13 protein-coding genes are annotated in these 13,661 nt (G+C 65.1%); 10 read left to right on the top strand and 3 right to left on the bottom strand.

The window, feature by feature from the left end; translation table 11 throughout:
- Nucleotides 1-5 precede the first annotated feature (5 nt).
- The 4 genes from H7U20_RS09660 to H7U20_RS09645 all read left to right on the top strand — a co-directional run bounded on the left by H7U20_RS09660 (nt 6) and on the right by H7U20_RS09645 (nt 3,703).
- Entirely contained in the window at nt 6-1,490 is a 1,485-nt protein-coding gene (locus H7U20_RS09660) for a response regulator (RefSeq protein WP_199758946.1), read from the top strand.
- Nucleotides 1,480-2,118, top strand: a complete 639-nt coding sequence (locus H7U20_RS09655; RefSeq protein WP_199758945.1) for a response regulator — start codon at nt 1,480-1,482, stop codon at nt 2,116-2,118. Before H7U20_RS09660 ends, H7U20_RS09655 begins: the two co-directional genes overlap by 11 nt.
- Before the next feature lie 172 nt (nt 2,119-2,290).
- On the top strand, nt 2,291-3,088 hold the full coding sequence (fnr, locus tag H7U20_RS09650; RefSeq protein ID WP_199758944.1) for a fumarate/nitrate reduction transcriptional regulator Fnr: 798 nt from the start codon (nt 2,291-2,293) through the stop codon (nt 3,086-3,088).
- Nucleotides 3,089-3,265: 177 nt separating this feature from the next.
- Entirely contained in the window at nt 3,266-3,703 is a 438-nt protein-coding gene (locus tag H7U20_RS09645) for a universal stress protein (RefSeq protein WP_199758943.1), read from the top strand.
- A gap of 152 nt (nt 3,704-3,855) precedes the next feature.
- Here the strand turns inward: H7U20_RS09645 and H7U20_RS09640 are convergent, their stop codons facing one another.
- A complete protein-coding gene (locus H7U20_RS09640; RefSeq protein ID WP_199758942.1) occupies nt 3,856-4,662 on the bottom strand; it encodes a helix-turn-helix domain-containing protein in 807 nt (268 codons plus the stop codon).
- Nucleotides 4,663-5,036: 374 nt separating this feature from the next.
- Here H7U20_RS09640 and H7U20_RS09635 point away from each other — a divergent pair, with 374 nt between their 5' ends.
- On the top strand, nt 5,037-6,260 hold the full coding sequence (locus H7U20_RS09635) for an alpha-xenorhabdolysin family binary toxin subunit A (RefSeq protein WP_199758941.1): 1,224 nt from the start codon (nt 5,037-5,039) through the stop codon (nt 6,258-6,260).
- A 72-nt stretch (nt 6,261-6,332) separates the two neighbouring features.
- The gene (locus tag H7U20_RS09630; RefSeq protein WP_199758940.1) at nt 6,333-7,382 is read left to right on the top strand and encodes an alpha-xenorhabdolysin family binary toxin subunit B; all 1,050 of its coding nucleotides are present in this window, start codon (nt 6,333-6,335) and stop codon (nt 7,380-7,382) included.
- Between the two features lie 54 nt (nt 7,383-7,436).
- On the opposite strand, the gene H7U20_RS09625 is transcribed toward H7U20_RS09630, so the two are convergent.
- On the bottom strand, nt 7,437-8,186 hold the full coding sequence (locus tag H7U20_RS09625; protein WP_199758939.1) for a hypothetical protein: 750 nt from the start codon (nt 8,184-8,186) through the stop codon (nt 7,437-7,439).
- Here H7U20_RS09625 and H7U20_RS09620 point away from each other — a divergent pair.
- The 4 genes from H7U20_RS09620 (at nt 8,185) to H7U20_RS09605 (ending at nt 12,284) form a co-directional block, all read left to right on the top strand.
- Nucleotides 8,185-8,604 carry a DUF2141 domain-containing protein gene (locus H7U20_RS09620; protein WP_199758938.1) on the top strand — a complete coding sequence of 140 codons (420 nt, stop codon included), beginning with the start codon at nt 8,185-8,187 and terminating at the stop codon, nt 8,602-8,604. The genes H7U20_RS09625 and H7U20_RS09620 overlap by 2 nt on opposite strands.
- 51 nt (nt 8,605-8,655) lie before the next feature.
- Nucleotides 8,656-10,155 carry a carotenoid oxygenase family protein gene (locus tag H7U20_RS09615; protein ID WP_199758937.1) on the top strand — a complete coding sequence of 500 codons (1,500 nt, stop codon included), beginning with the start codon at nt 8,656-8,658 and terminating at the stop codon, nt 10,153-10,155.
- Nucleotides 10,156-10,251: 96 nt separating this feature from the next.
- Nucleotides 10,252-11,424 carry a sensor histidine kinase gene (locus H7U20_RS09610; protein ID WP_199758936.1) on the top strand — a complete coding sequence of 391 codons (1,173 nt, stop codon included), beginning with the start codon at nt 10,252-10,254 and terminating at the stop codon, nt 11,422-11,424.
- On the top strand, nt 11,355-12,284 hold the full coding sequence (locus H7U20_RS09605) for a LytR/AlgR family response regulator transcription factor (protein WP_370593114.1): 930 nt from the start codon (nt 11,355-11,357) through the stop codon (nt 12,282-12,284). Before H7U20_RS09610 ends, H7U20_RS09605 begins: the two co-directional genes overlap by 70 nt.
- Nucleotides 12,285-12,418: 134 nt before the next feature.
- Here H7U20_RS09605 and purT read toward each other — a convergent pair whose 3' ends face one another.
- Entirely contained in the window at nt 12,419-13,627 is a 1,209-nt protein-coding gene (gene purT / locus H7U20_RS09600) for a formate-dependent phosphoribosylglycinamide formyltransferase (protein ID WP_199758935.1), read from the bottom strand.
- Nucleotides 13,628-13,661 lie beyond the last annotated feature (34 nt).

Here is a 13,661-nt window from a genome sequence, read left to right as displayed (position 1 = left end):
ACGCCATGGACAAGCACCTGATCCGCGTCTTGATCGTCGAGGACGACGTGGTCGACCGCCTCGCCTGCCGGCGCGCCTTCGCCGCAGACAAGGAGCACGACTTCGTGCTGCTGGAGACCGAGAGCGGCCAGCAGGGCCTGGCGCTGGCGCACAGCGAGCGGCCCGACTGCATCCTGCTCGACTACCACCTGCCCGATTTGACCGGCCTCGAATTCCTCGCCCGCATCGGCGCCGACCCGGTGGCGACGGCCATCCCGGTGATGATGCTGACCGGCGCCGACAGCGCCGCCGTGGCCGCCGAGTCGATGCGCCGTGGCGCGCGCGACTACCTGGTCAAGGACGTCGACGGCCACTATCTGCGCTTCCTGCCGCAGGCCATCGACCGCATGCTGCGCGAGCAGCGCCTGCTCGACGACAAGCGCCAGGTCGAAGCCAAGTTCCGCACCCTGGTCGAGCAGATCCAGGCGATCACCTACATCGCCGAGCTCGACGCGGCCGAGACCATGCGCTACATCAGCCCGCAGATCCAGACCCTGGGTTACACGCCGGCCGAATGGCTGGGCACGCCCGGCCTGCACGCCAGCCGCATGCATCCGGACGAGCGGCTCGCCGCGCTGCGGGCGATCGGCGCCAGCCGCTACGCCGGCACGGCGCTGCGCCAGGAGTACCGCTTGTACGCGCGCGACGGCGCCGAGCACTGGTTCCGCGACGAGGCCGAGGTGGTGCGCGACGACGCCGGCGTGCCGCTGTTCATGCAGGGCATCCTGATCGACATCACCCCCAACAAGCTGGCCGAGCGGGCGCTGCTGCAGTCGCAGCACGAGCTGCGCCGCCTGGCGGCGCACCAGGAGAGCATCAAGGAGGGTGAGCGCAAACGCATCGCCCAGGAGATCCACGACGAGCTGGGCGGCCTGCTGACCGGCATCAAGGCCTACATCACGGTGGCCATCGAGCGGGCCGAGGCAGCCGGCCGGCCGGCCGAGCCGCTGCTGGCCGACGCCGCCGGGCTGGCGCAGGACGCCATCGGCACGGTGCGCCGGGTCATCACCGACCTGCGCCCCAGCGTGCTCGACCAACTGGGCGTGTGGGCGGCGCTGGAATGGTATGTCGAACAAGTCGGTCAGCGCGCCGGCCTGCACTGCAGCTGCCACATCGACGCCGCCGCCGCCGCGCTGGAACTGGGCGCGGAGCGCAGCACCATGCTGTTCCGCATCGTCCAGGAGGCGCTGACCAACGTCGTGCGGCACGCCGAGGCCAGCCAGGTCAGCCTGAGCGTGCGCCGCGTGGCCGGCGCGTTGGAGGTGGTGATCGACGACGACGGCAAGGGCATCGAAGCCGAGCGTCTGCTCAACCGCGAGTCCTGGGGCATACTCGGCATGCACGAACGCAGCCGTCATTTCGACGGCGAATTGAACATACACGGCAAGGCCGGGCAGGGCACCACCCTGCGCCTGCGCCTGCCCCTGGAGGAAGAAAACAATGGAAGTTAAGCCGATCCGCGTGCTGCTGGTCGACGACCACGCCATCGCCCGCAACGGCGTGCGCCTGATGCTCAGTGCCGCCGACGATATTTGCGTGATGGGCGAGGCGTCCAACGCCGTCGAGGCCATCGAGCGGGTCGGCGAACAGGTGTTCGACGTGGCCCTGATCGACATCACCATGCCCGGCAAGAACGGCCTGGAGCTGCTCAAGCAACTGCGCGCCGAACAACCCAAGCTGGCCGTGCTGATGCTGAGCACCTATTCGGAGGAGATCTACGCGGTGCGCGCGCTCAAGCTGGGCGCCGCCGGCTACCTGACCAAGGACGCGCCGACGGCGGTGCTGGTGGCGGCGGTGCGCAAGGCGGCGGCCGGCGGCAAACACGTCAGCCCGGCGCTGCTGGAGAAGCTGGCCAGCCTGATCGGCGGCGGCGGCACCTCCAGCCACGAGTCGCTGTCGAACCGCGAGTTGGAGGTGTTCAAGTTGATCGCCGCCGGCGAATCGCTGGTGCGTATCGGCGAGCTGATGCATTTGAGCCCGAACACCGTGACCACCTACCGCACCCGCATCCTGGAGAAGATGGGGCTGGGCAGCAACGCCGAGTTGACCCGGTATGCGCTGGAGAATGGCATCATTTGAATGGACGAATGCCGCCTGTAGGGTTTCCCCTACAACAAACTACCCTGTTTTCCCCTACAGAAACTGACGGCGATGCCCGATATCGGATTCGCTCCCCAGCGTTGATACTGTGTACATAGGCAAGAGGCGATTCACCGCCATCTGGCAACACAATACACAGGGGAGCAGCGATATGACAACGACCATGCAGATGGTGGCATCCACGGCCCAGCCGGCCATGAGCGGCCAGAATAAATGCGCGGTGTGCAGCTTCAAGAAGCTGTGCCTGCCCCTGGGTCTGGACGAGGCCGATGTCGGCCGTCTCGACAAGATCATCGGCCGGCGCCGCCGCGTGTCCCGCGACGAGAACCTGTACCGCATGGACCAGCCCTTCACCAGCCTGTACGCGGTGCGCTTCGGCCATTTCAAGACGGCGCAGGTGAATGCCGACGGCAAACAGCAGATCACCGGCTTCCAGATGGCCGGCGACCTGCTCGGTATGGACGCCATCGGCGCCGGCCGCCACGCCTGCTCCGCCGTGGCGCTGGAGGACAGCGAGGTGTGCGAGATCCCCTTCGCCCGTCTGCAAGAGTTGTTCGGCCAAATGCCCCAGTTGCTGCAACACTTCCACCGCATCATGAGCCAGGAGATCATGCGCGAGCAGAACGTCATGCTCTTCCTCGGCAACATGCGCGCCGAGCAGCGCTTCGCCGTGTTCCTGCTCAACCTGTCGACGCGTTACGCGGCGCGCGGCTATTCGTCGAGCAACTTCCAGCTGCGCATGTCGCGCGAGGACATCGGCGATTACCTCGGTCTGACCATCGAAAGCATCAGCCGCCTGCTGTCCAAGTTCCGCAAGGCCGGCTGGATTTCCATCGACAACCGCGAACTGGCCATCCTCGACCGCCCCAGCCTGGAAGCCTTGTCGACCGGCATCGCCGCCGCGCCGCGCGCCAGCGTTGTTGAGATCCGTCAAGCCATAGCCGCTTGATCGGCACACCGCCACTCAATTCCACCTCCGCTTGACGCACGTCAAGCGACCCTGCTGACTCACCCACAGGCCGCCCGTACAGTGGGGCTGCGCAGCCGCGACCCTGTCGCGCCGTATGGCGGCCGTTCGCGCCGACGCAAACCGATTTTTCAACTCTGCTGCCAAGGAAATATCATCATGTTCAAGACCATACTGCTGCCCACCGACGGTTCGGTGATTGCCAACGCCATGATGCGTCGTTGCATCGAAATGGCCAGGGAGAGCGGCGCCAAGATCATCGGCCTGCACGTGATTCCCGATTTCCACGTCTTCGCTTATCAGCCGGAAATGGTGGTCGACACGCGCGAACAGTACAAGCTCGACAGCGAGGCGCACGCGCGCAACTACCTGGCCGACATGGCCTTGGCCGCGCAGGACGCCGGCGTGGCTTGCGAGACGCTGTTCGTGCAGGACAACGAACCCTATGCGGCCATCGTCAAGGTGGCCAAGGAGAAGGATTGCGATCTGATCTGCATGGCCTCGCACGGCCGCAAGGGCGTCAAGGCGTTGTTGCTGGGCAGCGAAACGCAGAAGGTGCTGACCCACAGCCAGATTCCGGTGCTGGTGTTCCGTTAAGGGTGCATCGAATGAGCTGAATTCGTCGTTCCGCATCGGGGGACCGCCGCGTAGGCGGGAACCCATGCTGAGCCAATGGACATGCGGGGTATAGATTCCCGCCTGCGCGGGAATGACGGTTTTTAGAGATGCTCTTAAGGGAAAGACGGGCCTCAGGCCGCTTCGGCGGCGCTTTGCCGTGGCTGACGCGCCTCGGCGCTTTCGGCGGCGACCGGGCCGCCGGCCAGGCGTTGCAGGCCGGCCGCGTCCAGTACGGTGACGGCGCGGCCGGACACCTCCAGCAAGCCTTGGCTCTTCAGTCCGAACAGCAGGCGGCTGACGCTTTCCGGCGTCAGGCCGAGGAAGTCGGCGATGTCTTGCCGGCTCATGTGCAGGCGGAAGCTGGTCGAGGAGTAGCCGCGCGCGGCGTAACGCAGCGAGATGCCGAGCAGGAAGGCGGTCAGCCTTTGCTCGGCGCGGGTGTTGCGCAACAGCAGGGCGGCGTCCTGCTCGCGCGCGATCTCTTTGCTGAGCATGGTGTAGAAATGGCGCTGCAGCGGGATCAGCGCGTCGCGGCGGGCGTGCAGGCAATCGTAGGAGATCTCGCAGACCTCGCTGTCCTCCAGCGCGATGGCGCCGCAGCGGTGCTTGCCCAGGCCCATGGTGTCGAGCGCCATGTGGTCGCCGCTGATGTGGAAGCCGACGATGCGCTGCTGGCCGCCCGGATCGAGGTGGTAGGTCTTGAAGCTGCCGTAGCGCACGGCGTAGAAGCGTTCGCCGACCAGATCGCCGAGCTGGTACAGATGGTCGCCACGGATGATCTTGATGCGTCGTTGCACCATCTGGCAGTCGGCGGCGGTGCTGGTCAGACTGGCCGGCAGGCAGATGCGGCCGACCAGGCAGGTCGAGCAGTCGATCTTGGGTGCGGCGCTGCCGTTGTGGTGGGTCTCGGCGGGAGGCGGCGTGAGCAGGCGATTCATTTTTGATTCAACTTTCTTGCATGCTGACAGGTGCTGGATGGCCCCTGCTGGCGGCAGGGGACGGAATATAAAAAGCTTATCAATGGCCAATTGAATAAACCTTGATCTATGTCAAGTAGTGCCGCATTTCAACAACAAGCGCCCGATATCGCGGCGTGCCGACGCGCCGGTCCGGTATGCTCCGGCTGTGACAATTTAATAGAATATTGCGAATTGTCAGGACTAGAATCCTTGTGCGACCACCTCTTTTTGCCGGTTTCCCGGCATTCCCAATACCTGTGATCCCGCCGGATGAGGCGGAGGCGGCGTTGCGCCCATACCGATGACCTTGCGGGCGTACTTCGAGTTGCTGAACATCTCTTGAGGAGACACACATGGCACAAGCTCAAAGCGTCGTCGATCTGAAAATCGATCCGGTCGATATTCCCAAGGTGGCGCTATCGATATTGACGGGTCAACAGGAGGGGGTGTCGCGCGCCGCCGGGATTTTCACCAAGGACGACCTGATCAACATCAAGCTGTATGTCAAGAAAGGCTTGTCGCTGCCGGTGACGCAGATCGGCGTCGAGACCTACGTCGGCTACACGCATGCCGGTATTGCCGGTCTGGAACCGGTCGACATCAAGGACCTCTTCCAGAAAATCAACAGCAACGTGCTGGCTTGGGACAATGTCGAGAAAAGCTCGCTGCAGCAGAGCATCGACCTGGACATCGCGGCGGTGAACATCACCAGCACCGGCGACGACATCGTCAGCATCATCGACCAGATGCCGATCATGAGCAAGATCAAGACCACGTTGGGGCAGATTTCCGATGCCCAGCTCGGCGCCATCACCTTTGAAAACGACGACAAGGAAGTCAGCGTGGAGCTGGGAAAAATCCTGGCGAGCATGCGCAAGGAGATCGGCGACCATCAGGTGAACACCGCCGAGGTGAAGACGCTGGTGTCGGACTTCCGCATCGAAATCGCCGGCGGCATGCTGTCGAACGGGACCGCGGTGAGCGGGCTGGAACCGCAGGTGCACCAGAAGAACACGCTGATGGAAAAGAACAATTTGAAGGCCACCATCACCCGCCTGGACGAGGAGATCAAGGAAAAAAACGATCGCATCACCCAATGCAAGGCGGACTATGACAAGTATGTCGGCCTGGCGTTTTCCGGCGCGGCCGGCGGCCTGATCGGCCTGGCCATCACCGGCGGCATCTTCGGCGACAAGGCGGAAAAAGCCCGCAAGGAAAAGAACGAGTTGATTGACCAGGTGCGCATTTTGCAGGATCAGGTCAACGAGAAAAAAGCCTTGCAGAAAGCGATAGAAAACTTGCAGAGCGACTTCAACGACATCGGCACCAGGATGATCGACGCGGAGGTGGCCTTGAATAATCTGGAATACATGTGGCAGAACATGCTGAGCCAGATCGACGAGTCGCAGCGGCAATTCACCAGCATCAACGACGGTTTGAGCCTGACCCGCTTCGTGGTCGCCTTCAAAAAAGTGGTGGCGCCGTGGCGCGAGGTCAAGGACAGCGCCCAGGCGTTGGTGAAGACCTTCAACGAGGGACTGCTTGAGTACAAGAAACTGTATGCCAACAAGGCCTAGCTGAGCGCCGGCCGTTGTCCACTGCGGCACGGCCCCTTTTCATCACCCCATTCGTTTGAAGGAAAATTTATCATGGCAAAGATTTCCACACTGCCCGTAACAACACCCGTGTACACAGCGATGGACACCAAGATCTTCACCCAGTCGGTCAAAAACATCGCCTGCAAGGCGCTGTTCAAATCGACCAAGTACGAGATCCTCCAGGACAAGGTGAGGCGGATCGACATGTATGCCAACCAACTGGAAAACATTTTCCGCGAAAAACTGCCCAGTCTGCAAAGCGTTATCAGCAACGCCGATTCCGGCGACGCCTTCGCGCCGCTCAAAGAAATCGACGAGGCGCTGGCCGACCCCGCGCTGGACAAGGACAGCCTGCAGGCGCTGAGCGAGGAGAGGGCGCACGTGGTCGCCGACATGGCGCGCGACCTGTCGGCCGTCGCCAAGCAGGTGGCCGACGTGGCCAGCGCGCTCGACGCCAAGCTGGGCGAGCTCGGCGAGGTGGTGATCGCCGAGCGCGTCGACGGCGCGCTGGAGATGGAGAAAAACCGCCGTGTCGAAGCGCTCGCCACCATCACGGCGAAGGAGGCGGAGCGCAAAGGCGTGGTCGACGACCGGGCGAAGATTATTGCGGCCCAGGACATCATCCGCGCGCGCAACATCGTCGACACGTTCAAGGACTACATTCCCAGCGAGGCCGAGCTGAAAAACATTGATCTGAGCAAGCCCGAGGTCACCGCCGTCATGCTGTCGGTGGAATTGGTGCGCAAAATGCTCAACAATGTTTCAGAAGGAGTGAAATACAGCCAGTTGGCCGACGTCCGCAAGACTTTCGACGCGCGCTACGACGTGCTCACCGGGCTGATCGATGCGGCCCACGCGCAAGTGCTCTCCAGCGACGCCGTGCTGGGCGACTTGGCGGCGGTGGCGGGTGTCGACCAGGACAGAAAGCCGCTGATGACGGAGGCGGCCAAGTTCCGCGACGCCTGCGCGGCCTTTGTCGTCGCGCTGCGCGGGGTGGCCGCCGAGGAACTGAGTGCGCCGGCGCTGGACAAGTTGTTGGGGCTGTTCAGCGACTACCTCGGCAACACCGCCCACAGCTTCAGCAAGAACGTGCTGGCGTAAGCGGCTTGGCTTAGACGGTCGGGAAGGGCGGGGCCGGCGTCGTGGTCCCGTTCTCTAAAAGCTGGAAGGGGTGACAATCACCATGCCCAAGGCCAGCCAATACAGCCTGGACTGGCCTTCTCGCGTCAACGGCGAGGCTACGGCCTCGGCGATGGCGACGAAGAACAGCGCGGCCTGGACGAATTTGATGGCCGGGCCAATCGCGTTGACCAAACCGGCGCTGATGGCAAAGCCGAATATCACGCAGGCCGCCACTGAGGCAAAAGCGACCGCCCGGGCGGCGACGTGGTCGATGAATGGGCTGTTCCGTTGCTGGCCGCGTTTGCTGCGCCACAATTGGATGCCCCGTCCCAGCAGCACAAACATGGTCATCAACATCAATGAATGGAAGGCGATGTGCTCTTGCAGCAGTTCGCTGCCAAATTCCGACTTTTTGGCGTAGTTGTAGCCAAAAAATTGTATGAAACCGCAAAGCATGCCAATAGTGGCGAAGAAAACGACGTCTTTCTTCAGTTCGGGAGCGACCAGAAGCCAGGGCGGGGCGGCGGTGTTGGTGGTGTTGGTCGTGGTCGTGGTCGTGGTCGGCATATTGCTCCCAATGAGAGTTGTGATGAATAGTATAGTCATCGACCGCCGATGAATGACTACCTGCCACGAATAGTTGCTTCGCCGTTCACGCCGACCGGCCGCAACTCGCGCCGCCAGCGCGCAGTTCGTCGCATCCTCATCTTTTGAGCTCGGCGTCGTCCTAAAGTTCAGTCCTGCCGCAGCCATCCGCGCTGCCACCCACCAGGAGATGAACATGAACGCAATCACCACCACCACCCTGTGCGGCGCCTTGCTGCTGGCCTGCGCCTCGGCCGGCGCGGCCGACCTGAGCATCGTCGTCGATGCCGTCAAGTCGGCCGACGGCAAGCTGATGGTGGCCGTCTACGACAGCGCCGCCAACTTCCTGCGCAAGCCGCTCAGCGATCTGGTCGTCGTGCCCGTGGCCGGCAGTACCACCGTGGTGGTCAAGGATTTGCCGCCGGGCGACTACGCCATCGCCGTTTTCCACGACGAGAACAGCAACGGCAAGATGGACGCCAACGCCTTCGGCATCCCCACCGAGCGCGTCGGCTTCAGCAACAACGCGCGCGGCAACATGGGGCCGCCCAGCTTCGACAGCGCCCGCTTGAGCCTGCCGGCCGCCGGCGCCGCCATCCGGTTCAGCCTGCATTGATCCGACGCCGACCACACACCTCCCCGCTATCCCCCCATTCAAGGAATCACCATGATGAACCGCCGCCAATTCCTCTCCCGCAGCGCCAGTCTGGGCGCCCTCGGACTCAGCTCCGGCGCCGCGCTGGCCAACAGCGACACCTTGCGGCGCTTCCACGCCGCGCTGGCCGCCGACCCCAGCGTCCAGGTCTACGCCGACGTGGCCGGCGACCAGGCCGGCGCCGCGACCGTGCTGGGCCGCATCCCGCGCGAGCTGAACGGCGTGCTGTTCCGCAACGGCCCGGGCCGCTTCGAGCTGGGCGGTGAGCGTTGCCACCACTGGTTCGACGGCGACGGCTTCGCCCAGCGCTGGCAGATCCGCGACGGCCAGGTCAGCCACCTCGGCAAATTCGTCCAGACCCGCCGCTTCGTCGAGGAAAGCGCCGCCGGCCAGTTCCTGTATCCGTCCTTCGGCACCTCGGTGAGCCGAAGCGCACTCGACAACAACGACACGATGAACTCCGCCAACACCAACCTGCTGCCGCTGGACGGCCACCTGTACGCGCTGTGGGAGGGCGGCTCGGCCACCGAGGTCGACCCGGCCACCCTGGCCACCATCGGCACCAAGACTTGGCGCGAGGATCTGAAATCGATGCCGTTCTCGGCCCATCCCAAGATGGACCCGGACGGCGGGCTGTGGAATTTCGGCACCATTCCCGGCGCCGACCTGCTGGCCGTCTACCGCCTCGACGCGCGCGGCCAGTTGATGAACACCGCCACTATCCAAGTGCCCAAGCTGGCCATGGTGCACGATTTCGTGGTCAGCGCGCGCCACCTGATTTTCCTGATCCCGCCCTACGACCTGTTGCCAGACACCACGCTGAGCTTCGCCGAGCGCCATGTCTGGGCCGGCGCCGGGCCGCAGGGCAGGGCGCTGCGCGCGGTGGTGGTGGACAAGAACACACTGCAATTGCGCCAGGTGTTCGAGCTGCCGGCACGCATGGTGTTTCATTTTGGCAACGCCTTCGACGATGGCCAGACCACCCGCTTCGACGCCGTGCTGCACGACGGCGACATGCTCGGCGAGTTGGGCGGCCTGATGCGCGGCCAGCGTCCGCCGCGCGACGCCAGCCGCAGCGCGCTGACCCAGATCACGCTGGACTACGCCAGCGGCCAGGCGCGCGAGGCGCGTTTGTTCGGCGACAGCGAGTTCCCCCGCGTGGCGCCGCAGGCCGTGTCGCGGCGCCACCGCCGGCTGGTGGTGGCCGGTTTGCTGGACTCCGGCGTCGACCGCATGCTCAATTCCGTCAACCTGGTCGACGTCGACAGCGGCAAGGCCGACGGCTATGCTTTCGGCGCCGGTTGGCAGGTCGAGGAGCATGTGCTGGTGCCGCGCCGCCATGCCCGCAGCGAAACGGACGGCTATCTGGTCGGCGTGGCGCAGGACCTGCGGCGTGGCCAGACGGTGTTGACGGTGTTCGACGCGGCCCGCGTGGCGGCCGGTCCGCTGGCGCTGGCGCGTTTGCCCTATCGCGCGCCGCACTGTTTCCATGGCAACTTCTTGCCTGCATGATAATTTGGCCGCCCGAGCGGCGGCGCCGAGCAGGCCCCGAGCGGTCCGCGCGGCGCGGCGCCGTTCGACACCTGTAACAATGAGGAGCAACAACGCATGACAGTTTCATCCAGCCGGTCCGAGCCTGACGTATCGACCCATCCGCTCGATCTGCTGCCGCTGTTCCGCCGCTGGCCCAGTTCGCCGCTGCGCGATCTGCTCTACACCGCCCTGTGGAACTGCTGCATCGCCCTGGTGCTGACGCTGGTCAACAAGGCGTTCACCGCGCATAACGAGCCGTTTTCTTACTACTGGTGGCCGATGCTGTTGATCTCCAACATCGTCGGCTACCTGATCCACGGCAGCCAGGAACTGTTCAACCGCCTGCTGGGCGGCTGGCCGTCGCGCGCCAAGGGCCTGCAGCGCCGCGTCTACTACATCGCGCTGATTAGCTGCTGCGTGGTGGTCGGCGTCTCGCTGGGACTTGCGCTGCTGCGTGGCAAAAGCCCGCTGCGCTATTTGCTCGACAGCAGCATGATGAGCGCCACGCTGCCCTTCGCCATCTTCGTCGCCCTGTTCATGGCGCTGGTGGTGGTGCTGGGCGAGCGGCGCATCGTCACCGAAACGCTGGCGGCGCGCCAGGCCGAGCAGATCGCCGCCACCGGCCGCCTGCTGGCCGAGGCCAGGCTGCGCGCGCTGCAGGCGCAGATCGAGCCGCACTTCCTCTACAACACGCTGGCCAACGTGGTCAGCCTGATCGAGGTGAAACCGGCGCTGGCGCGGCGCATGCTCGAACGCTTCATCGACTATCTGCGCGCCAGCCTGGCCGCCAGCCGCGCCGAGCAGGCCACCTTGGGCGCCGAGGCCGACATGGTCGCCGCCTACCTCGACGTGCTGGCGGTGCGCATGGGCGAGCGGCTGCGCTACCGCATCGACATCGCCGACGAGCTGCGTCAGACGCCGCTGGCGCCCATGCTGTTGCAACCGCTGGTGGAAAATGCCATCGCCCACGGCCTGGAGCCGAAGGTGGAGGGCGGCGAGGTGCTGCTCAGCGCGCGGCTCGCCGACGGCAAGCTGTGCCTGCAGGTCAGCGACACCGGCGCCGGTCTGGGCGCACCGTCGAGCAAGCCCGGCGGCGGCGTCGGCCTGAGCAACATCCGCGCCCGGCTGGCCAGTTTGTATGGCGACGGCGCTCAGGTACAATTATTGGAAAATCAACCTTGCGGCCTGACTGTGCGTCTGCTGCTGCCTTTGAACACGGAGCCATCATCAACCATCCCCGCGCCATAATCGCCGACGACGAGCCGCACCTGCTGGACTATTTGGCCAGCCAGCTGGCCGGCGTCTGGCCCGAATTGAAGATCGTCGCCAAGGCCGCCAACGGTCTCGACGCGCTGCGCCTGATCGACGAGGAGGCGCCCGACGTGGTCTTCCTCGACATCAGCATGCCCGGCCTGAGTGGCCTGGACGTGGCGGCGCGCTTGGCCGCCGGCGCGCGGCCGCCGCATATCGTCTTCGTCACCGCGCACGACCAGTATGCCGTCGACGCCTTCGAGCACGCCGCCGTCGACTACCTGCTCAAGCCGGTCAACCTGGAACGCTTGGGTAAAACCGTGGCCAAGCTGAAGGCAACGCTGCGCGAGCCGGCGGTGGCGCCGGCCATCGACGCCGTGCAAGCCTTGCTGCTGCAGCTTAGCGCGCAGTTGGTGGCGGGCGGGGGGGCGGCTGGCGCGGCTGCCAACGCTGGCATTGGCGCCGCCGCAGGTGCTGGCGTGGGTATGGGGGCGAGTATGGGCGCGCCGCTGGTGTCGGCGCCGGTCGTCGCGCCGCTGCAATGGATACGCGCCGCCCACGGCGAGGAGACGCGATTGATTCCGATCGAGGAGGTGATCTACTTCCAGAGCAACGACAAGTACACCAGCGTCTTCCTGGCTGGCGGCGAGAGTTTGATCCGCACGCCGCTGCGCCAACTGCGCGAGCAGCTCGACGAAGCCAACTTCTGGCAGATCCACCGCAGCGTGATCGTGGCGGCGCGCCATGTGGCCGGCACCAAGACCGATTTTCGTGGTCGGCTGATGGTGCAGCTGAAAGGGCGGCCGGAGCAGCTGGTGGTCAGTCGCAATTACGTCGACCTGTTCCGCCAGATGTGAGGCGGGAGGTGGGCCTGGTTTAGCGCGCCGGCACGCCGGCTGCCCCCCAAACGCAAAACCGGGGTCGGACCCCGAGGGGTCCGACCCCAGCTTCACGCCTCGGGGTGTTGCGTGCGCCGCCGGCGCGCCGGCTGTCAGCCCAGCACCGGCTTGACCTTGGACGCCGCTTCCTTGGCGCGCAGGCGCGCCGTCTCTACATCATCGGCGGTGGCCAGCGCCACGCCCATGCGGCGGCGGGCGAAGGACTCCGGTTTGCCGAACAGGCGGATGTCGCTGCCCGGCACGCGCAGCGCTTCGGCCACGCCCTCGAAGGCGATACCGGCCGCCTCGTGCTGGCCATAGATCACCGCCGAGGCGCCCGGCGCGCGCAGCGCCACGTTCACCGGCAGACCGAGAATGGCCTTGGCATGCAGCTCGAACTCGCTTTGCACCTGGGTCGCCATGGTGACCATGCCGGTGTCGTGCGGACGCGGGCTCACTTCCGAGAACCAGACCATGTCGCCCTTGACGAACAGCTCGACGCCGAACAGGCCCAGGCCGCCCAGGTCACCGGTGACTTTTTCGGCGATGTCGCGCGCGCGTTGCAGCGCCAGCGGGTCCATGCGGCAGGGCTGCCACGATTCCACATAGTCGCCCTGCACCTGGACGTGGCCGATCGGCTCGCAGAACTGCGTCTCGACCGTGCCGTCGGCGCCGATGGCGCGCACCGTCAGCAGCGTGATCTCGTAGTCGAAGTCGATGAAGCCCTCGACGATGACGCGGCCGCTGTCGACCCGGCTGCCGGCGGCGGCGTGGTCCCAGGCGGCCTTGACTTCGGCGGCACCGTCGAGTTTCGACTGACCCTTGCCCGACGAGGACATCACCGGCTTGACCACGCAGGGGAAGCCGATTTCGGCGCAGGCGGCCTCCAGCTCGGCCAGGCTGCTGGCGAAGCGGTAGGGCGAGGTGGCCAGGCCCAGCGTCTCGGCGGCCAGGCAGCGGATGCCTTCGCGGTTCATGGTCAGCTGGGCGGCGCGGGCGGTCGGGATGCAGGTGATCTTGCCGGCCTGCTCCAGCGCGGCCAGGGTGTCGGTGGCGATCGCCTCGATCTCCGGCACGATCAGGTCGGGCTGTTCCAGTTCGATCAAGGCGGCCAGCGCGGCGCCGTCGGCCATGTTGATGACGTGGGAGCGGTGTGCCACCTGGTGGCCGGGCGCGTTCGGATAGCGGTCGACGGCGATCACTTCGACGCCCAGCCGTTGCAGGGCGATGATGACTTCCTTGCCGAGTTCACCGGAGCCGAGCAGCATGACCTTGGTGGCGGAAGGGGACAGGGGGGTACCGAAAATGCGTGGCGTAGTCATAGTGGCGTGGGGATAAAAGTAGGACGGGTTTTGG

Origin of the sequence: Rugamonas violacea, from assembly GCF_016461825.1 — a bacterium.
Taxonomy (GTDB): domain Bacteria; phylum Pseudomonadota; class Gammaproteobacteria; order Burkholderiales; family Burkholderiaceae_D; genus Rugamonas.
Note: the sequence above shows the minus strand (reverse complement) of the source record. Positions and strands in the feature narration are given on the sequence as shown.

Excerpts from the sequence above, each read along its gene's own strand:
- H7U20_RS09640 (WP_199758942.1), bottom strand. The coding sequence starts at position 4,662 with ATGAATCGCCTGCTCACGCCGCCTCCCGCCGAGACCCACCACAACGGC.
- H7U20_RS09610 (WP_199758936.1), top strand. The coding sequence starts at position 10,252 with ATGACAGTTTCATCCAGCCGGTCCGAGCCTGACGTATCGACCCATCCG.
- purT (WP_199758935.1), bottom strand. The coding sequence starts at position 13,627 with ATGACTACGCCACGCATTTTCGGTACCCCCCTGTCCCCTTCCGCCACC.
- H7U20_RS09635 (WP_199758941.1), top strand. The coding sequence starts at position 5,037 with ATGGCACAAGCTCAAAGCGTCGTCGATCTGAAAATCGATCCGGTCGAT.
- H7U20_RS09620 (WP_199758938.1), top strand. The coding sequence starts at position 8,185 with ATGAACGCAATCACCACCACCACCCTGTGCGGCGCCTTGCTGCTGGCC.
- H7U20_RS09625 (WP_199758939.1), bottom strand. The coding sequence starts at position 8,186 with ATGTTCATCTCCTGGTGGGTGGCAGCGCGGATGGCTGCGGCAGGACTG.
- H7U20_RS09630 (WP_199758940.1), top strand. The coding sequence starts at position 6,333 with ATGGCAAAGATTTCCACACTGCCCGTAACAACACCCGTGTACACAGCG.
- H7U20_RS09660 (WP_199758946.1), top strand. The coding sequence starts at position 6 with ATGGACAAGCACCTGATCCGCGTCTTGATCGTCGAGGACGACGTGGTC.
- H7U20_RS09615 (WP_199758937.1), top strand. The coding sequence starts at position 8,656 with ATGATGAACCGCCGCCAATTCCTCTCCCGCAGCGCCAGTCTGGGCGCC.
- H7U20_RS09655 (WP_199758945.1), top strand. The coding sequence starts at position 1,480 with ATGGAAGTTAAGCCGATCCGCGTGCTGCTGGTCGACGACCACGCCATC.
- fnr (WP_199758944.1), top strand. The coding sequence starts at position 2,291 with ATGACAACGACCATGCAGATGGTGGCATCCACGGCCCAGCCGGCCATG.
- H7U20_RS09645 (WP_199758943.1), top strand. The coding sequence starts at position 3,266 with ATGTTCAAGACCATACTGCTGCCCACCGACGGTTCGGTGATTGCCAAC.